At 71.2% G+C, this 18,790-nt stretch carries 16 protein-coding genes and 3 pseudogenes; 17 read left to right on the forward strand and 2 right to left on the reverse strand.

All coding sequences use genetic code 11. From position 1 onward, the window contains the following. The 8 genes and pseudogenes from ACFPIH_RS37785 to ACFPIH_RS37820 all read left to right on the forward strand — a co-directional run. Positions 1-269: pseudogene (locus ACFPIH_RS37785) on the forward strand (sugar ABC transporter ATP-binding protein); the annotation flags it as partial. Beyond that, positions 266-1,123, forward strand: a complete 858-nt coding sequence (locus ACFPIH_RS37790; RefSeq protein ID WP_381187326.1) for a sugar phosphate isomerase/epimerase family protein — start codon at positions 266-268, stop codon at positions 1,121-1,123. The pseudogene ACFPIH_RS37785 and the gene ACFPIH_RS37790, both read left to right, overlap by 4 nt. 70 nt (positions 1,124-1,193) lie before the next feature. Beyond that, positions 1,194-2,147 carry a 5-dehydro-2-deoxygluconokinase gene (gene iolC, locus ACFPIH_RS37795; protein WP_381187329.1) on the forward strand — a complete coding sequence of 318 codons (954 nt, stop codon included), beginning with the start codon at positions 1,194-1,196 and terminating at the stop codon, positions 2,145-2,147. Further along, a complete protein-coding gene (locus tag ACFPIH_RS37800; RefSeq protein ID WP_381187374.1) occupies positions 2,140-3,009 on the forward strand; it encodes a Cgl0159 family (beta/alpha)8-fold protein in 870 nt (289 codons plus the stop codon). Before iolC ends, ACFPIH_RS37800 begins: the two co-directional genes overlap by 8 nt. Before the next feature lie 130 nt (positions 3,010-3,139). Continuing rightward, positions 3,140-5,017 (forward strand): 3D-(3,5/4)-trihydroxycyclohexane-1,2-dione acylhydrolase (decyclizing), encoded by a 1,878-nt coding sequence (gene iolD / locus ACFPIH_RS37805; protein WP_381187332.1) that lies wholly within the window; start codon positions 3,140-3,142, stop codon positions 5,015-5,017. Positions 5,018-5,030: 13 nt separating this feature from the next. Further along, positions 5,031-6,521 carry a CoA-acylating methylmalonate-semialdehyde dehydrogenase gene (locus ACFPIH_RS37810; RefSeq protein WP_381187335.1) on the forward strand — a complete coding sequence of 497 codons (1,491 nt, stop codon included), beginning with the start codon at positions 5,031-5,033 and terminating at the stop codon, positions 6,519-6,521. Between the two features lie 20 nt (positions 6,522-6,541). Beyond that, positions 6,542-7,738, forward strand: a complete 1,197-nt coding sequence (locus ACFPIH_RS37815) for a Gfo/Idh/MocA family protein (RefSeq protein WP_381187338.1) — start codon at positions 6,542-6,544, stop codon at positions 7,736-7,738. A gap of 34 nt (positions 7,739-7,772) precedes the next feature. Beyond that, positions 7,773-8,771, forward strand: coding sequence for a sugar phosphate isomerase/epimerase family protein (locus tag ACFPIH_RS37820; protein ID WP_381187341.1), 999 nt, complete (start codon positions 7,773-7,775; stop codon positions 8,769-8,771). An 88-nt stretch (positions 8,772-8,859) separates the two neighbouring features. On the opposite strand, the gene ACFPIH_RS37825 is transcribed toward ACFPIH_RS37820, so the two are convergent. After that, on the reverse strand, positions 8,860-9,363 hold the full coding sequence (locus ACFPIH_RS37825) for a MarR family winged helix-turn-helix transcriptional regulator (protein WP_381187343.1): 504 nt from the start codon (positions 9,361-9,363) through the stop codon (positions 8,860-8,862). Positions 9,364-9,624: 261 nt separating this feature from the next. Here ACFPIH_RS37825 and ACFPIH_RS37830 point away from each other — a divergent pair, with 261 nt between their 5' ends. After that, on the forward strand, positions 9,625-10,872 hold the full coding sequence (locus ACFPIH_RS37830; protein ID WP_381187376.1) for an MFS transporter: 1,248 nt from the start codon (positions 9,625-9,627) through the stop codon (positions 10,870-10,872). Positions 10,873-11,010: 138 nt separating this feature from the next. Here the strand turns inward: ACFPIH_RS37830 and ACFPIH_RS37835 are convergent, their stop codons facing one another. After that, positions 11,011-11,925, reverse strand: coding sequence for a LysR family transcriptional regulator (locus ACFPIH_RS37835; RefSeq protein WP_381187346.1), 915 nt, complete (start codon positions 11,923-11,925; stop codon positions 11,011-11,013). Between the two features lie 120 nt (positions 11,926-12,045). Between ACFPIH_RS37835 and ACFPIH_RS37840 the strand changes: the two genes are divergently transcribed. From ACFPIH_RS37840 to ACFPIH_RS37875, 8 genes and pseudogenes are all read left to right on the forward strand, one after another. Continuing rightward, positions 12,046-13,029 carry a fumarylacetoacetate hydrolase family protein gene (locus ACFPIH_RS37840; protein WP_381187348.1) on the forward strand — a complete coding sequence of 328 codons (984 nt, stop codon included), beginning with the start codon at positions 12,046-12,048 and terminating at the stop codon, positions 13,027-13,029. Continuing rightward, positions 13,026-13,982 carry a cyclase family protein gene (locus tag ACFPIH_RS37845; protein ID WP_381187350.1) on the forward strand — a complete coding sequence of 319 codons (957 nt, stop codon included), beginning with the start codon at positions 13,026-13,028 and terminating at the stop codon, positions 13,980-13,982. Before ACFPIH_RS37840 ends, ACFPIH_RS37845 begins: the two co-directional genes overlap by 4 nt. 63 nt (positions 13,983-14,045) lie before the next feature. Further along, positions 14,046-15,218 carry an FAD-dependent oxidoreductase gene (locus ACFPIH_RS37850; RefSeq protein WP_381187352.1) on the forward strand — a complete coding sequence of 391 codons (1,173 nt, stop codon included), beginning with the start codon at positions 14,046-14,048 and terminating at the stop codon, positions 15,216-15,218. After that, a complete protein-coding gene (locus tag ACFPIH_RS37855; RefSeq protein WP_381187355.1) occupies positions 15,215-16,222 on the forward strand; it encodes an amidohydrolase family protein in 1,008 nt (335 codons plus the stop codon). The genes ACFPIH_RS37850 and ACFPIH_RS37855 overlap by 4 nt, the downstream gene beginning before the upstream one ends. A 3-nt stretch (positions 16,223-16,225) precedes the next feature. Next, complete coding sequence (locus ACFPIH_RS37860; protein ID WP_381187358.1) at positions 16,226-17,158, forward strand: VOC family protein; 933 nt, start codon at positions 16,226-16,228, stop codon at positions 17,156-17,158. Positions 17,159-17,191: 33 nt separating this feature from the next. Then, a complete protein-coding gene (locus tag ACFPIH_RS37865; RefSeq protein WP_381187361.1) occupies positions 17,192-18,145 on the forward strand; it encodes a fumarylacetoacetate hydrolase family protein in 954 nt (317 codons plus the stop codon). Between the two features lie 18 nt (positions 18,146-18,163). After that, positions 18,164-18,511, forward strand: a pseudogene (locus ACFPIH_RS37870) (CoA transferase subunit A); the annotation flags it as partial. Next, positions 18,511-18,759: pseudogene (locus ACFPIH_RS37875) on the forward strand (CoA-transferase); the annotation flags it as partial. The pseudogenes ACFPIH_RS37870 and ACFPIH_RS37875, both read left to right, overlap by 1 nt. Positions 18,760-18,790 lie beyond the last annotated feature (31 nt).

Genomic DNA, 18,790 nt, shown 5'->3' on the forward strand with positions numbered 1-18,790 from the left:
ACCGCGGCCTCGGCGTCATCTTCATCACCCACAACCCCCACCACGCCTACATGGTCGGCGACCACTTCAGCGTCCTGCGCCTGGGAACCCTCGAACTCTCCGCCTCCCGCGACCAGGTCAGCCTCGAGGAACTCACCAACCACATGGCCGGCGGCACCGAACTCGCCGCCCTCAAGCACGAGCTGGCACAGGTGAGGGGCGTCGACGTCGAAGAGCTTCCCGAGGCGAAGGCCCTCACCGTCAACACTCCGGAAGGCACCCCGTCATGAAGATCGCCCTCGACCCGTACATGATCCGCAACGTTCCGCTGCTCGAACTTCCCGCCGTGGTGGCCGAGTTGGGATACGAGTGGATCGAGCTGTCCCCCCGGGAGGACTTCATCCCCTTCTTCCGGCACCCGCGCGTGGACGACGCGACGGTGCGGAAGTTCCGCAAGGCGCTGGACGTGGCCGGCGTCGGCATCTCCTCCCTGCTGCCGCTCTTCCGCTGGTCCGGTCCGGACGACGACGCCCGCCAGGCCGCCGTACGGTACTGGAAGCGCTCGATCCAGATCGCCGCCGACCTCGGCGTGGACAGCATGGTCTCGGAGTTCAACGGGCGGCCGGAGGACCCCGACCGCAGCGAGGCCCAGTTCTGGAAGTCGCTGGACGAACTGCTGCCGGTGTTCGAGCGTGAGGGCATCCGTCTCGCCCTGGAGCCGCATCCGGACGACTTCATCGAGGACGGCTACGACGCGGTCAACCTGATCCGGGGCATCAACCACCCCAACGTCAGCTTCCTGTACTGCGCCCCGCACACCTTCCACATCGGCAACGACGCCCCCGGCATCGTCAAGTACGCGGGCGACCTGCTCACCCATGTCCACCTCGCCGACGCCCTCGACCACACGGCGTCCTCCGGGAACCGTTACATCCTCAACCCGCCCGGCACGACGGCCCGTATCCACCAGCATCTCGACATCGGACAGGGCGAGGTCGACTTCGACGAGCTCTTCCGGGAACTACGGGCGAACGACTTCGACGGCACGCTCACCGCGTGCGTCTTCGCCTGGGAGGAGCGGGCCAAGGAGTCCTCGGTGTTCATGCGCGAGAAGATCGCCGAATATCTGGCGATCCCCCGTTGAGAACGCCGATGACCGCCTTTTTTTCGGCCGCATTTTAAAACGCTTTAAGAACAGAAGGGAAAACGGTGTGATGCCGTTCGATGTGCTGACCGTGGGCCGTGTGGGGGTGGATGTGTATCCGCTCCAGACGGGCGTGGGGCTGGCGGAGGTCACTTCGTTCGGCAAATATCTGGGCGGCAGCCCGACGAACGTGGCCGTGGCCGCCGCCCGCTACGGCCGCTCGGCCGCCGTGATCACGAAGACCGGCCGGGACCCGTTCGGGGACTTCGTCCGCACGGCCCTGGACGGGTACGGCGTCGACAGCCGGTTCGTCGGTACGTCGGACATCGCGCCGACTCCGGTGACGTTCTGCGAGATCTTCCCGCCGGACGACTTCCCGCTGTACTTCTACCGGCTGCCGAAGGCTCCCGACCTGGACATCACGGCGGAGGAGCTGGATCTGAGGGCGGTGCGGGAGGCTCGGATCTTCTGGGTGACCGGAACCGGGCTGAGTGATGAGCCGAGCCGCTCGGCCACCCTCGCCGCCCTCGCGCACCGGGCGAAGGCGAGGCCGACGGTCTTCGACCTGGACTGGCGGCCGATGTTCTGGCGCGACCCGGCCGAGGCCCGTCGGCACTACGCCGAGGCCCTGCGCCACACCACGGTCGCGGTGGGCAACCTCGACGAGTGCGAGGTCGCCACCGGGGAGCGCGAGCCCTACGCCGCGGCCAAGGCGCTGCTCGCGGCCGGCGTCGAACTGGCCGTGGTGAAGCAGGGGCCCAAGGGCGTGCTGGCCATGGACCGGGACGGCTCGGCCGCCGAGATCCCGCCCGTCCCGGTGGACGTCGTCAACGGCCTCGGCGCCGGTGACGCCTTCGGCGGCGCGCTCTGCCACGGCCTGCTCTCCGGCTGGGACACCCGTCGCACGGTGGCCTTCGCCAACGCGGCCGGCGCGATCGTCGCGGGCCGGCTGGCCTGCTCCGACGCCATGCCGGCCGAGGCCGAGGTCGAGACGAGACTCCGTGAGGTGAACAGTGCTGGCTGAGAGGCTGAGCCGGATCGTGTCCGCCCGGGTGGGCGACCCCGCCGCCATCGCGACAGCCGCCGCACGGCGGGTGCGGGCGTCCTCGCTGCTGGGTGAGCACGGCAAGGCGATGATCATCGCCGCCGACCACCCCGCCCGGGGCGCCAACGGCGTCGGCGGCGACCCCGACGCGATGGCCGACCGCTTCGAACTCCTCGACCGGCTGTGCGTCGCGCTGGAGCGGCCGGGCGTGACCGGTGTCCTGGCCACCGCCGACATCCTGGAGGACCTCCTCCTGCTCGGTGTGCTGGACGGCAAGAGCGTGTTCGGATCGATGAACCGGGCGGGGCTCGCCGGTTCGGTCTTCGAGATCGACGACCGCTTCACCGGCTACGACGCCGAGACCATCGCCGCGATGGGCTTCGACGGCGGCAAGATGCTCACCCGCATCGCCCTCGACGACCCCGCGACCCCTTCCGCCCTGTCGGCGACGGCACAGGCCGTCAACGAACTGAACGACCGTCACCTCATCGCCATGGTCGAGCCGTTCCTCTCCCGCTGGGACAACGGCAGGATCCGCAACGACCTCTCCCCCGAGGCCGTCGTCAAGTCGGTCACGATCGCGTCGGGGCTGGGGCGCCGTACCGCCTACACCTGGCTGAAGCTGCCGGTCGTCGACGACATGGAACGCGTCCTGTCCGCCTCCACCCTCCCCGCGCTGCTGCTGGGCGGCGAGGTCAAGGACGCGGAGGCCGCCTTCGCGTCCTGGGGCAAGGCCCTCCGGCTCCCCACCGCACAGGGCCTGGTCGTCGGCCGCTCCCTGCTCTACCCCGCGAGCGGCGACGTGGCCGGCGCGGTGGACAAGGCGGTGAGCCTGCTGTGAGCGGCATCTTCCAGCGGCCGTCCCCGACCGGCAGCGCGTACGACGGGACGTCCGCGCTGCCCACCGCCCGTACCGGACGGGGCTCACTCCCCGCCCGGTACGGGCCCACGGACCACTGCGGAGGCGACCGATGAACACCGTACGGCTGACCACCGCGCAGGCCCTGGTGCGCTTCCTGGCGAACCAGTACAGCGAGCGCGACGGCCAGGAGCAGCGGCTGATCCCCGGGGTGTGGGGGATCTTCGGCCACGGCAACGTGGCCGGCATCGGGCAGGCGCTTCTCCAGGCCGCCGTCACCCAAGAGGCCGATCTCCCCTACTACTTGGCGCGCAACGAGCAGGGCATGGTGCACGCGTCGGTGGCGTACGCGAAGATGCGCGACCGGCTGGCGGCCTTCGCCTGCACGGCGTCCACCGGTCCCGGCTCGACGAACATGATCACGGGCGCGGCGCTGGCTACAACGAACCGGCTGCCGGTGCTGTTGCTGCCCAGCGACATGTTCGCCACGCGTGCCGCCGACCCGGTGTTGCAGCAGTTGGAGGACAGCCGGGGCGGGGACGTCACCGTCAACGACGCCTTCCGGGCCGTCTCGAAGTACTTCGACCGTATCTCCCGGCCCGAGCAGCTGATCCCGGCCGCTCTGGCCGCGATGCGGGTGCTCACCGACCCGGTGGAGACCGGCGCCGTCACCCTCGCCCTGCCGCAGGACGTGCAGGCGGAAGCCTTCGACTGGCCGGTCGAATTCTTCCGGCGCCGGGTGTGGCACGTGGGCCGGCCGGTGCCGGAGCCGGCCGCCGTCGAGCGCGCCGCCCGGCTGCTGCGCAACGCGAGGAAGCCGCTCGTCGTCGTGGGTGGCGGGGCGGTGTACTCGGGGGCGGAGACGGTGCTGCGGGCGTTCGCCGAGGGCATCGGGATCCCCGTCGCCGACACCCACGCGGGCAAGGGCGCGGTGCCCTGGGACCACCCCTGCGCGGTCGGCGGCATCGGCTCGACGGGGTCGTACGCGGCGAACGAGCTGGCCCGTGAGGCGGATGTCGTGCTCGGAATCGGCACCCGGTACTCGGACTTCACCACCGCCAGCCACACGGTGTTCGCCAACCCTGATGTCACCTTCGTGAACCTCAACGTGGCCCGTCTGGACGCCGTGAAGCACTCCGCCGAACCCCTGGTGGCCGATGCGCGACTGGGCATCCAGGCCCTGGCCGGGGCGCTGACGGGCTGGGAGGTCTCGGCGGAGTACCGGGCGCACACCCGTCAACTCATCGCCCGGAACCGGGAGATCGAGGACCGCTGCTTCCACGTCGGCCATGGCCCGCTCCCCGCCCAGACCGAGATCCTGGGCGCGCTCAACGACGTCCTGGACGACCGCGCCGTGGTCATCAACGCGGCCGGATCCATGCCCGGGGACCTGCAACAGCTGTGGCGGGCGCGGGATCCGAAGGCCTACCACGTCGAGTACGCCTACTCCTGCATGGGTTACGAGGTCGCCGCCGGCGTCGGCGCCAAGATGGCCGACCCGTCACGTGAGGTCGTCGTCGTGGTCGGTGACGGCTCGTATCTGATGATGGCTCAGGAGATCGTGACCATGGTCTCCGAGGGCCTGAAGGTCATCGTCGTCCTGGTCCAGAACCACGGGTTCGCCTCCATCGGCGCTCTGTCGGAGTCGCTGGGCTCGCAGCGCTTCGGTACCAAGTACCGCTATCGCGACGGTGGTTCGGGGCTGCTGGACGGCGAAGTCCTGCCCGTCGACCTCGCCGCCAACGCGTCGAGTCTGGGCGCGGACGTCCTGCACGCCACCACGGTCGACGGGTTCCGGGCGGCGATGGAGAAGGCGAAGGCCGCCACCCGCACGACGGTGGTGCATGTCGAGACCGACCTCTACGGACCCAATCCGCCGGGCCACGGCTGGTGGGACGTCCCCGTCAGTCAGACCTCCGCCCTGGAGTCCACCCGCACCGCGTACGAGACGTACGCCGCCCACAAGCAAGCCCAGCGGCACTACCTGTAAGGACACGCCACCTGTGAACACCATCCCCCACTGGATCAACGGCTCCCCGGTCACCGGCACCACCACGGCCCCGGTGTTCAACCCGGCCACCGGCCAGGAGCAGGCCCGGGTCGTCCTCGGCGGCGGCACGGACGTGGACGCCGCCGTCACCGCCGCCACGACCGCCTTCGAGACCTGGTCGGAGTCCTCCCTCACCCAACGCACCCAGGTCATGTTCGCCTTCCGGCAGCTCCTCGTCGAGCACGAGGAAGAGCTCGGCCGGATCATCTCCGCCGAGCACGGCAAGACCGTCGACGACGCGCGCGGGGAGATCACCCGTGGCCGGGAGGTCGTGGAGTTCGTCTGCGGGCTGGGCGACGTGCTGAAGGGCTCGTTCTCCGACCAGGTCTCCCGTGGCATCGACGTCCACGACTTCCGTCAGCCGTTGGGAGTCGTCGCGGGCATCACGCCCTTCAACTTCCCCGCGATGGTGCCGCTTTGGATGCACCCGATCGCGATAGCGACCGGCAACACCTTCATCCTGAAGCCGAGCGAGCGAGACCCGTCGGCGGCGAACTTCGTGGCCGAGCTGTACCGGCGGGCCGGGCTGCCCGACGGTGTGTTCAACGTCGTCCACGGCGGCAAGGACGCGGTCGACGCGATCCTCACCCACCCCGGCATCGAGGCCGTCTCCTTCGTCGGGTCGACGCCGATCGCCAAGTACGTGCACGAGCAGGCGACTTCGCACGGCAAGCGCGTCCAGGCCCTCGGCGGCGCCAAGAACCACGCCGTCGTCCTGCCCGACGCCGATATCGAGTTCGCCGCCAACCACATCACCGCCGGGGCCTACGGCTCGGCCGGCGAGCGGTGCATGGCGGTCTCCGTGGCCGTCGCCGTCGGTGAGGCGGCCGACGCCCTGGTCGAGGTGCTGGAGCGCAAGGCGCGTGAGGTGAAGGTCGGCCCCGGCGACGCGCCCGGCACCGAGATGGGCCCGCTGGTCACCAAGGCCGCGCAGGAGCGCGTCGAGAACGCCGTCGGCGTCGCCGCCACACAGGGCGCCACGGTCGTCGTGGACGGGCGCGGGCTGAAGGTCGACGGCCACGAGGAGGGCTTCTTCACCGGCCCTTCCCTCCTCGACCACGTCACGGCCGAGATGGACGCCTACCGGGAGGAGCTGTTCGGCCCGGTCCTCGCGGTCGTGCGGGCCGAGTCCCTCGACCAGGCCATCGGGCTGATCAACGCCAACCCGTACGGCAACGGCACCGCCCTGTTCACCGCCTCCGGTGAGGCCGCCCGCCGGTTCCAGCGCAACGTCAAGGTCGGCATGATCGGCATCAACGTCCCGGTCCCGGTCCCGATGTCGTTCTACTCCTTCGGCGGCTGGAAGGACTCCCTCATCGGCGACTCCGCCATCCACGGCCCCGACGGCATCCGCTTCTACACCCGCCCGAAGGTCGTCACCACCCGCTGGCCCCAGCCCACGCAGCAGACCGCGGTCGGCTTCGAGTTCCCCACCTCCAACTGACACCCCTCTAAGGACACACCATGACCACCTCCGCCAAGCCCCTCTCCGTCGCGGTGATCGGAGCCGGGATGGCCGGCCGCAGTCACGCCGCCGGATACCGCAACGTCAACACGGTCTTCGGGGCCGGTCTGCCGCCGGTCCGGCTGGCCGCGATAGCCGACGCCAATGTCGCGCTGGGCGAGGACGCCGCCCGCCGCTACGGCTTCGAGCGGGCGCTTCCGAGCTGGGAGGCCGTCGCCGAGGACCCGACCATCGACGCCGTCAGCATCGTCGTCGGCAATGCCCTGCACCGGCCGATAGCGGAGGCGCTGGTCGCGGCGGGCAAGCACGTACTGTGCGAGAAGCCGCTCGCAGGGTCGCTCGAAGACGCGCGCGCGATGGCCGAGTTGGAGCGCGGCGCCGAGGTCGTGACCGCCGTCGGGTACACCTTCCGGCGCTCCCCCGGCATCGCCGCGATCCGTGACCATGTGCGGCGTGGCGAGCTGGGCGACCTCACCCTGTTCAGCGGGCGCTACTGGTGCGACTACGCGACCGACCCGAACGGGCCGCTGAGCTGGCGGTTCAGGGGCGGTGCCGGTTCCGGCGCGCTCGGGGACGTCGGCTCGCACATCATCGACGCGGCCGAGTACGTCGCCGGTCCCATCGCCACGGTCTCCGGTGCCTCGCTCTCGACGCAGATCCCCAAGCGGCCGCTGCCGCTGGGCGCGGTCGTCGGGCACAACGCCGCTCCCGTCTCCGACGAGTTCGGCGAGGTGGAGAACGAGGACACCGCGTCCTTCACCGTCCGCTTCGAGTCCGGTCTCGTCGGTACGTTCTCCGTCACCCGCACCGGTTTCGGGCTGCCCAACGGGCTCGCCTTCGACGTCCTGGGCCTGGGCGGGCGGGCCGCGTTCGACCAGCACCGGCCGGCCGAGTACCTCTTCGACGACGCCCAGCCCGAGGCCCGTACGCGGGGCGCCCGGCAGATCATCGCCGGCCCGCAGATGCCGTACTTCGCCGGCGGGGTACCGATGGAGGCGCCGGGTGTGGGCGCCAGCAACGCCGACAACTTCACCTACCAGGCGCGGGCGTTCCTCGACCAGGTCGCGGGCGTGGGCGAGCCGCTGCCGGCCTGTGCCACGTTCGCCGACGCGCTGCGGACCATGGAGATCATCCAGGCCGTCGTCGCCTCCTCCCGCGCCGGCGGCACGTCGGTCGCCGTCCCGCCTGCCGCCTGACCACCCGTAGAGTCCGTAAAGAAGGAAAAGACACATGGCCCTCAAACTCGGCGCCTACACCGCCTGTCTGCACGACCGCACCCTCCCCGAGGCCCTCGACATCCTCAAGGCGAACGGGCTGACCTCCGTCGAGGTCAACACCGGCGGCTTCATACCCTCCCCGCACTGCCCGGTCGACCTCCTGCTGTCCTCGGCGACCGCCCGCGAGGAGTACCTGGCCCTCTTCGCCGAGCGGGGCATGGAACTGACGGGGCTGAACTGCAACGGCAACCCGCTCAACCCGCTCCCCGGCGTCGGCCCGAAGCACGCCGACGACCTGCGGCGCACCGTCCGCCTGGCCGGCCTGCTGGGCGTGCGGCACGTGGTCACCATGTCCGGGACCCCCGGCTCCGACCCCGACGCCAAGTACCCGTCCTGGGTCGTCAACCCCTGGGACGGCGTCTACATGGACGTCCTGGACTACCAGTGGGGTGTGGCCGTCGAGTTCTGGAAGGAGATCGACGCCCTCGCCCGGGAGAACGGCGTCCGGGTCGCCATCGAGATGCACCCCCACAACCTCGTCTTCTCCCCCGTCACTCTCAGGCGGCTCGTCGAGGAGACCGGGGCGACGAACGTCGGTGCCGAGATGGACCCCTCGCACCTCATGTGGCAGGGCATGGACGTCATCGCCTCCATCAAGTGGCTCGGCCCGCTGGTGTTCCACGCCGCCGCCAAGGACGCCACGCTCTGCCCCGGCGCCGACATCCGCGGCGTCCTGGACACCTCCTTCACCCGTGTCCCGGCCGACGCCCCCGGCAAGGTCCCCACCGGCTACGGCTTCTGGTGCAACGCCTGGCCCGAGAACCCCGCGTGGAAGTTCGTGGCCGTCGGGCTCGGCAACGACGTCCCCTTCTGGACCGAGTTCCTGGGCGCCCTCGCCGAGATCGACCCCGACATGGCCGTGAACATCGAGCACGAGGACGCCGCCTACTCCCAGACCGACGGTCTCGCTCTCGCCGCGAAGAACCTGCACAGCGCGGCAGCGGCACTCTGACCCACCCGGACCGAGGGCGCTCAGCAGAAACTCGCTGAGCGCCCTCGGTCACGAGGGATGTGGCAGCGCATGGCCGACCTGCTGCGGGTCAGCGGCGGTGCCAGGGCAGGGACGCCGGGTACGCGTCGTCCTCGCCGGCGCGGTTGAGGGAGGCGATGACGGCGGCGGTGATGGTCGCCAGCTGCTCCACCTGGTCGGGGGCGAGCGCGTCGAACACCGCGCGGCGGACCGCCGCGACATGGCCGGGGGCGGCGCCGGTCAGCAACGCCATGCCCTCGTCGGTGAGTTCGACCAGTTGCCCGCGCCGGTCGGCCGGGTCGTCGAGGCGCCGTACGAATCCGGACTCCTCCAGGCGGATCACCGCACGTGTGAGGCGGCTGCGCGTGAACTTCAGCTGCTCGGCCAGGGCCGACATGCCCAGGGTACGGTCTGATGCCGAGGACAGGCGGGCCAGCAGGCTGTAGTCCGCGTGCGCCATACCCGCGTCGCGCCGCAGCTGCTGGTCGAGGAAGTCGCCCAGCAGTGTCGAGCAGTCGATGAGGTTGATCCAGGCTCGCGACTCCTCAGGAGTGAGCCAGTGCGTGCGGGTCATGGCGGTCACTCTAGCCGAGGCGTTTGCCTGATCAAACAATCCCGCATCCACCGCGTGGATGAGGCGGATCCGGGATTCGGATCCCGTGAAGGATGGCAGCGGACCCCCGGGCACCCCATAGTCGTGCCTACCCGTACGCCGCAGTCCGGATCCGCCGCCGACGTACGGCCACCCAGCGCTCAGCATGCCGTGCGCCGTCGGCGCCAGTGAGGCATGCCCGCTCCCGAACGCCGTCCCCTGGACCTGGACCCTGGAGTCGCCATGCCCGGTTCCGTACGACCCCTGCCCTCCGCCGCGGTCGATGACGCCACCCCGGCCCCCGTCGCCGTGTCGGGCCCGGCCCATCTGCTGCGGGTGACCCTGCTGATGGCGGGCAGCTGTCTGCCGATCCTGGGGGCGGTGCTGATCGCCCCGGTGCTGCCGAAGATGCAGGACCACTTCGCGTCGACCCCCGGCGCCAAGGCACTGGTCCCGCTGGCGCTGACCGTTCCGGCGCTGTCGCTGGCGCTGCTCGCCCCGTTCGCCGGGGTGATCGTGGACCGGCTGGGCCGCAGGCGGCTGCTGGTCGTGGCGGCCGTCCTGTACGCCGTCTTCGGCACGGCACCGCTCTATCTGCACTCGCTGGGCGCGATCATCGCCGTCCGCGCCCTGGTCGGCGTCACCGAGGCCGCCATCATGACCTGCTGCACCACGCTGATCGGCGACTACTACTCGGGCCACCGGCGGGTGAAGTACCTGGCCCTGCAGACCATGTGCGCGTCGGCGTCGGCCACGGTCTTCTTCGTGCTCGGCGGTGCCATCGGGTCGGCGGGGTGGAAGGGGCCGTTCTGGGTCTACGCCGTGAGCCTGCTGCTCGCCCCGCTGATGGCCGTCGCCCTGCCCGCTCCGACGGCCCGCGCGACCGCGGCGGCCACCCCCGCCCCGGGCCGTCGGCCGTTCCCCTGGCGGCAGTTGGCCGGCATCTGCGCCCTCACCTTCTTCGGCGCGATGGTCTTCTACGCGGTGCCGGTGGAGATGTCGTATCTGCTCGACGACCTGGGGGTGGAGAACACCGGTGTGATCGGACTCGCCACCGCGATCGCCAGTGCCGCGACGGTGGGCGGTGCGGTGACCTTCGCCCGGCTCAAGCGCTCCCCCGACCCGATGCTGCCGGCCGTGCTGGCGCTCTGCGCGGCCGGCTTCGGGATGATGTTCCTCGCGGGCAACGCCCCGCTGCTGGTCATCGGGGCGGTCGTGAACTGCGTGGGGACCGGCATGCTGCTGCCCGCCCTCCTTACCAGTGCCATGTCCCGGCTGGCGTTCGAGGACCGCGGCCGGGGCACCGGGCTGTGGATGGCGGCCTTCTTCGGCGGCGAGTTCGTCTGCCCGCTGCTCCTGCTCGCCGCGGAGTCCGCGGTCGGCAGCCTCGCCGGTGCGGTGGGTGTGCTCGGGCTGACTGCCGCCCTCGTCGCGGCGGGGCTGTGGGCGACCCGGCGCGGATCGCGGCCGCTGGTGAAGCAGGTGGCCTGAGGGCAGCCCCCAGGGGCGCGGGGAAGTGCGCGCCCAGCCATGCGACAAGCCGCACCCGCCGATGCGCAATCCGCGGCAGACGCGACCGCGGCTCGGTCGTAGCTGGTCGCGCAGTTCCCCGCGCCCCTTGCGGGGCGCTCAGTTGCCGTTGCTCATCAGCGTCGCGCCCACCTCCGCGGCCCGCTGTCGTAGCCAGATGTGGGCCGCGTCCTGGGCGTGCACGGGATGCCACCACATCGCCTCCTGCACCGGTACCGCCTCGAAGGGACAGGGCAGGACGCGCACCGCCGCCGCGCGGACGGCTCGGCGGGCCAGGCGCTCCTGGATCATCGCGATCCGGCGGGTGCCCTCCACCATGTGGGGCAGCAGCTGGAAGGTCTGCACCCAGACCTCCACCCGGGGGCTGATGCCGAGCATGCTGAGCTGGCGGGCTGCCGGGGCGTCGTAGGGACGCTGGTAGACCGCCCAGGGCAGCTGCGACAGCTGGTCGAGGTGGAGTTCGTCGCCGACCTCCGGGTTGTCGTCGGCGACCATGCACAGCCAGCGGTCCTGGTGGACGTCGACGGCCGGAAACCCGTCGATGATGCCGTGCGGCAGCAGCAGACCGTCGACAGTGCTCAGCACGGTGGCGGTGTTCTCCACCACCGCGGGCGTCGAGTGCTGGAAGGTGAGCCGGATGCCGGGCGCCTCCTGGTGCAGGGTGCGGGCCAGCGCGGCTCCGAACACGGCCGCGCCGTAGTCGGAGGCGAGCAGGGTGAACTCGCGGGTCTCGGCGGCCGGGTCGAAGTCGGCCTGGCTGGCGAAGACGCGTTCCAGCAGGTCGCAGGCGGTCGCGCTGCGGTCCCGCAGGGCGACGCCGAGCGGGGTCAGCTCGTACGCGTTGCCGGTCCGGGCGAGGAGTTCGTCGTCGAAATGGCGGCGCAGCCGGGACAGCGCCGCGCTCATCGCGGGCTGGCTCAGTCCGATGCGCTCACCGGCCCGGGTGACGTTGCGCTCCTCCAGCAGCGCGCGCAGGGCGACGACCAGATTGAGGTCGAGTCGGGACAGGTTCACCGGGCACCACCTGGCAGCTGAGGACTATCCATGACATGGATTCGGAGGATCCACAGGATTGATTTCCGTGATTCTCCGAGCGGGGTCAGAGTAGACCGCAACCCAGCAGGAGGAAATCTGATGGCAATGCTCGCGCAACCTGCCGGCCCGTTCGCGCTCGGCACGTTCTCCGCTCCCGGAGGGAAGCCGTTCCCCGGCCTCCTGACTGGGAACCGTGTGCTCGACCTGAGCGGCGCTCTGGACTGGGCACCGGCCGATGTACGTGCCGTGGTGGAGCGGTGGGAGGAGAACCTGCCCCTGCTGCACACCCTGGCGGAGGACGACGCCCTTGGCCGGCAGCCGCTCGCTGACCTGCGCGTACACGCCCCGATCGAACCCCGCCAGATCTTCCAGTCCGGCGCGAACTACCGGCAGCACGTGATCGACCTGGAGGTCGCCCACCGCTCCCCCGACGACCCCCGCACCGTCGAGGAGGCGCGTGCGGAGATCGCCACGGCGATGGACCGCCGGGCCGCCGAGGACCTGCCGTACGTCTTCATCGGTCTGCCGACCACGATCGCCGGTCCGTACGACGACGTCGTCCTCCCCTCCTGGGCCGCGAAGCCGGACTGGGAGCTGGAGCTGGCGGCCGTGATCGCCAGGCCCGCCCACCGGGTGCCGGTCGAGGAGGCCCTGGAGTACGTCGCCGGGTACACGATCGCCAACGACCTCACCGACCGCGCCACCGTCTTCCGCCGGGACATGCCCGCGATCGGCACCGACTGGCTGCGCTGCAAGAACGCCCCCGGCTTCACCCCGCTCGGCCCGTGGCTGGTCCCGGCCGCTTCGATCGCCGACCCGGGCGACCTGCGGGTCACCCTGAAGCTGAACGGCGAGACCATGCAGGACGAGTCCACCAAGGACATGCTCTTCGGTGTCGCGCGTCTGGTGTCGTACGTTTCCCGGGCCGCCCAACTTCTGCCCGGTGACCTGGTGCTGACCGGGAGCCCGGCCGGCAACGGCATCCACTGGGGCCGGCTGCTGCGCGAGGGCGACGTCATGGAGGGCTCCATCACCGGGCTCGGCACGCAGCGCACCCGCTGTGTCGCGGAGGGCGCCTCGTGAACCGTCACGATCCCGAGGGCGCGATCGCCGAGGCCGCGAAGGCGTACTCCAACTGGGGTCGCTGGGGCGAGGACGACGTGCTCGGCACCCTGAACTTCCTCGACGAGGCGAAGCGGCGCGAGGGCGCGGCGCTCGTGCGGCGGGGCGCCAGCTTCTCGCTCTCGCAGCGCTTCGACATGAACGGCCCGCAGAAGGGCTGGCGGCGGCGCACCAACCCGGTGCACACCATGCTCGACACCGGCACCGACGCCGCCCTCGGCAACCAGGGCTTCCCGCACGGCATCGGCGGCGCCGACGACGTGATCGCGATGCCGTTGCAGTGCTCCACCCAGTGGGACGGCCTCGGCCATATCTTCGACCACGGCAAGGCGTGGAACGGACGCGACGCGGAGAAGGTCGTCACCTCCGACGGCGACCTCGTCACCGGCATCGAGCACATGGCGCCGTACGTCGCCGGGCGCGGGGTGCTCCTGGACGTCGGCCAAGTCCTGGGCACGAACGGCGAGTTGTCCGACGGCTTCGCGATCACCGAGGCGCATCTGCGGCGGACCGCCGAGGCGCACGGGGTGGCCGTCGGCCGTGGCGACATCGTCCTCGTGCGCACCGGACAGCTCGCCCGCGCCCGGCGCGACGGCTGGGGCGACTACGCGGGCGGGCCCGCGCCGGGGCTGTCGTTCACCGCTGCCGGCTGGCTGCACGGCACCGAGATCGCCGCGATCGCCACCGACACCTGGGGCTTCGAGGTGCGCCCGAACGAGTTCGACCACGCCTTCCAGCCCCTGCACCAGGTCGTCATCCCCAACGTGGGCCTGCTGATCGGCGAGATGTGGGACCTCGACGCCCTCGCCGAGGACTGCGCGGCGGACGGCGTGTACGAGTTCTGGCTGACCGCCGCGCCGCTGCCCATCACCGGAGCCGTCGGCTCCCCGGTGAATCCCGTCGCCGTCAAGTAGCCCCGTTCCGCACACTCCCTGCCGCCCGAAGCCGCGCGGCCCATCCCCGGAGGTATCCCCGACGTGACACACAGACCCACCGTCCCCCACTCTCGACTTCGCTCGAGCGGGGGGACCCCCATCGTCCTCGTCATAGGCGGCGGCACCTCCGGAAGCGCCCTGACCGTCCTGTTGCGCCGGGCCGGGATCGGCGTCGACCTCGTCGAGGCGAGCCCCGACTGGAAGGCCTCCCTCGGCGCCGGTATCACCCTCCAGGGCAACGCCCTGCGCGTGCTGCGCGAGGTCGGGGTCCTCGAAGGCGTCGAGAAGGACGGATACGCCGCCGAAGGCGTCACCGTCCTCGCGCCCGACGGCACCGTGCTGCACGCCCACGACGAGCTGCGCACCGGCGGCGACGACCTGCCCGCACACATCGGCATGCAGCGGCCCCGACTCCAGCAGCTCCTGATCGACGAGGTCCTCGCCTCGGGCGCCGACGTCCGCCTCGGCACCCGGGCCACCGCGTTCGAGCAGGACGCCGAGGGCGTGGACGTCACCTTCTCGGACGGCACGACCCGCCGCTACGACCTGGTGGCCGGCGCCGACGGACTGGGCTCCGCCACCCGCCGCATGATCGGCATCACCGACACGCCCGAACCCACCGGCATGGGCATCTGGCGCGCCCCCGCACCCCGCCCGGCCGGGGTCACCCGCACCGAGATGATCTACGGTGGCCGCTGCTTCATCGCCGGGTACTGCCCGACCGGCGAGGACACGGTCTACACGTATCTCGTCGAGCCGGCCCGCGACCGGGCCTCGCTGAACCCGGACACGTACGCCGACGAGATACGGGCGCTCAGCGAGGGTTACGGCGGCGCGTGGACGGAACTCCGCGCCGCGTTCACCGACCCGAAGGCCGTCAACTACGCCTGCTTCGACCGGCACCTGGTGGAGGGCCCGTGGCACCGCGGCCGGGTGGTGCTGGTCGGCGACGCCGCCCACGCCTGTCCGCCCACCCTCGCCCAGGGCGCGGCGATGTCCCTGGAGGACGTGCAGGTCCTCGCCGAGTTGCTGACCGGCCGGACCGAGTGGGACGACCGGCTCCTCACCGAGTACCACGCCCGACGGCTGCCCCGGGTGCGCATGGTCGTCGACGCCTCCGTCCAGCTCGGCCGGTGGCTGCTGGACGGGGTGCGCGACGCGGACGTGCCGGGGCTTGTGCACCGCACCCTGAGCGCGCTGAAGGAACTCCCGTGACCGGGCCCCGCCCGACACCGACGATCGACGTCCACGCCCATCTCCTGCTGCCGGAGGTCGAGGAGGCCGTCGCCGGTCACCCCGGCCACGCGGAGGCCCGCAGCCTCGACGCCCGCCGCAACGGGCCGGCGGCCCTCGCCGTGAACGGCCCCATGGTCGGCGAGCGGGTGCCCCGGCTGACGGACGTCGCCGTACGGCTGGCCGCGATGGACACGCAGGGTGTGGACGTCCAGCTGGTGAGCCCGTCGCCGTCGCACTACCACTACTGGGCCGATCCCCAACTGGCCGAGCGGGTCTGCCGGTTGGCCAACGAGGGCACCGCCGCGCACTGCGCGAAGGCCCCCGACCGGCTCTCCGGCCTCGGTCTGGTGCCGCTCCAACACCCCGGCCTCGCGGTTGAGTTGCTCGACCACGCGCTGGAACAGGGCCTGAAGGGCGTGGAGATCTCCTCGCACGCTCCCGGCCACGAGCTGTCGGACCCCTCGTACGAACCCTTCTGGTCCCGTGCCGAGGAGACGGGCGCGGTTCTCCTCCTGCATCCCTTCGGCTGCACCCTCGACGAGCGCCTCGACCGCTGGTACCTGTCCAACACCGTCGGCCAGCCCACCGAGAACGCCGTCGCGCTCTCCCATCTGATCTTCTCCGGTGCCCTGGACCGCCACCCGGACCTGAAGGTGATCGCGGCGCACGGCGGCGGCTATCTGCCCACCCACATCGGCCGCTCCGACCACGCCTGGTGGGCCCGCCCGGACGCGCGGGGCTGTGCCCGGGAGCCGAGCAGCTACCTGAAGCGGCTGTACTTCGACTCCCTCGTCCACGACCCGTACGTACTGCGGGAGTTGGTACGCGCCGCCGGTGCCGACCGCGTCCTGCTCGGCTCCGACTTCCCCTTCGACATGGGCAGCGACGACCCGCTCGGCGCGCTGCGCTCCGCGCTCCTGTCCGACCACGCCTTCCACGCCGTACGCGGCGCGAACGCCGCCGCCCTCCTCCTCAAGGACTGAGTCATGCGCCTGCTCACGCACCTGCGGCACGTCGACCTCGCCGTGCCCGACTACGACAAGCAACTCGACTTCTACGCCGGCGTCTGGGGCCTGACCAAGGTCGCCGAGGACTCCGGGATCTCCTTCCTGGCCGCCGAGGGCTCCCCCGAGCAGTACGTCGTACGGCTGCGCAAGGCCGCGGAGAAGCGGCTCGACCTCGTCTCGTTCGGTGCGGCTTCGGCGGCCGACGTCGACACCCTTGCCGAGCGACTCCTCGCCGGGGGCGTGCAGTTGGTGTCGGAGCCGGGCAAGGTCGAGACACCGGGGGGCGGTTACGGCTTCCGTTTCTTCGACGTGGACGGCCGTACCGTCGAGGTCTCGGCGGACGTCGAGGCACGGCGGCACCGCAGGATCGAGGAGAAGGAGTCGATCCCGGTCAAGCTGTCGCACGTCGTCCTCAACTCGCCCGACCTCGACAAGACCCGCGCCTGGTACGAGACCCACCTGGGCTTCCGCCACTCCGACACGCTCAGCTCGCCGTACGTCGGCGACGTCATGCACTTCATGCGGATCAGCAACCAGCACCACTCCATGGCCATCGCCAAGGGACCGCACACCTCACTGCACCATGTCTCCTTCGAGATGCGCGGCATCGACGAGTACATGCGCGGCTCCGGCCGTGTGATGCGCGCCGGCTTCAAGAAGGTCTGGGGTCCTGGCCGGCACATGGCGGGCGACAACACCTTCACCTACTTCCTCGACCCGCACGGCAACACCGTCGAGTACACGACGGAGTTGGAGGAGCTGGACGAGGACACCTGGCACCCGCACGTCTACGACTTCTCCCGGCCCGAGGTCACCGACCAGTGGGGCACGGCGAACCCGATGAACGAACTCGTCGCCAAGGAGTCCTTCAACGACGCCGACCCCGGCGTGTTCGTCGCCCCGCCGGTCTGAGCCCCTGCCGACTCCTCCCCTCCTGGACGTCCCATGCGTTTCGCATCGTACGAGTACCGCAACCGCCGTCAGGTGGCCGTCGTCGACGAGGACGGCACGCTCCGCCCCCTGCCCGGTGTCGGCTCGCTGACCGGTCTGCTCGCCGAGGGCGGCGGCGGTCTCCCCGAACCGCTCGACATCCCGGCCGGTCCAGATGTCTCCGAGGTGCGGCTGCTGGCACCGCTCCAGCCGCCCACCGTGCGGGACTTCGTCACCTTCGAGGAACACGTCGAGGGCGTACGGCGGTCCGTGGACGGGGCCGCCGGGGTGCCGGAGCAGTGGTACGCCGCCCCGACGTTCTACTTCACCAACCCCTACGCGGTGTACGGCCCCGGCGACGAGATCCCGGTGCCCCCGGGGTCGAGCGTGCTCGACTTCGAGCTCGAAGTCGCCGCCGTGATCGGCAGGGAGGGCCGCGACCTCACGCCCGAGCAGGCCCGCGACCACATCGTCGGCTACACGATCCTCAACGACTGGTCCGCGCGCGACCTCCAGTCCGCCGAGATGAGGGTGGGCCTCGGCCCGTGCAAGGGCAAGGACACCGCCACCACCCTCGGCCCGTACCTGGTCACTGCCGACGAACTGGAGAAGTACCGCGACCCGGACGGATTCCTGCGCCTGGCGCTGACCGCCGAGATCAACGGCGAGGTGGTCGGCAGGGACCTGTTGTCCAACATGAGCTGGACGTTCGAGGAGATGACCGCCTACGCCTCGCGCGGCACCGTCGTGCGCCCCGGTGACGTCCTCGGTTCCGGGACCTGCGGCAACGGCGGCTGCCTCGCCGAGCTGTGGGGCGTACGCGGCAGGCAGGACCCGCCGCCCCTGAAGCCGGGCGACACGGTCGCCCTCACCGTCGAAGGCCTCGGGACCCTCACCAACACAGTGGTGCCCGGCCCCGATCCCGTGCCCGTTCCGGCCGCCCGCCACCGCCCTCGGCAACGGCCGTGACAGAAAGGCCCTCCCGTCATGGACAAGGTCAGCGCGAGCGCCGCGGAGGCGGTCGCCGACATCCCCGACGGCGCGTCGCCGGCCGTCGGCGGCTTCGGCCTCAGCGGCATCCCCGACGTCCTCGTCCGGGCCCTCCACGAGCTGGGGGCTACGGGTCTGGAGGTCGTGTCGAACAACTGCGGCGTGGACGGCCGCGGACTGGGCGTCCTGCTGGCCGCCGGCCGCATCGCCCGCGTCACCGGCTCCTACGTGGGCGAGAACAAGGAGTTCGCCCGCCAGTACCTCTCGGGCGAACTGGAGGTGGAACTGGTGCCGCAGGGCACGCCGGCCGAGCGGTTGCGCGCCGGCGGCGCGGGCATCCCCGCCACGGCGCCCGTCGGGTCATCGTCCTGATGGAACACACCGCCAGGGACGGCACCCGGAAGATCGTGCGCGAGGGCACCCTGCCCCTCACCGGTGAGCGCTGCGTCCACCGGATCATCACCGAACTCGCTGTCCTGGACGTCACCCCCGAGGGCCTCGTTCTCGTGGAACGCGGGCCGGACGTCACCGCGGCGGACATCGCAGCCCGCACCGACGCACCGCTGATCCGGAGCCAGGGTCTTCCGTGTTGACCCGCGGGCGTACATTCGTGCGAGGATCGGC

Origin of the sequence: Streptomyces vulcanius, from assembly GCF_042653945.1 — a bacterium.
Taxonomy (GTDB): Bacteria; Actinomycetota; Actinomycetes; order Streptomycetales; family Streptomycetaceae; genus Streptomyces; species Streptomyces mangrovi.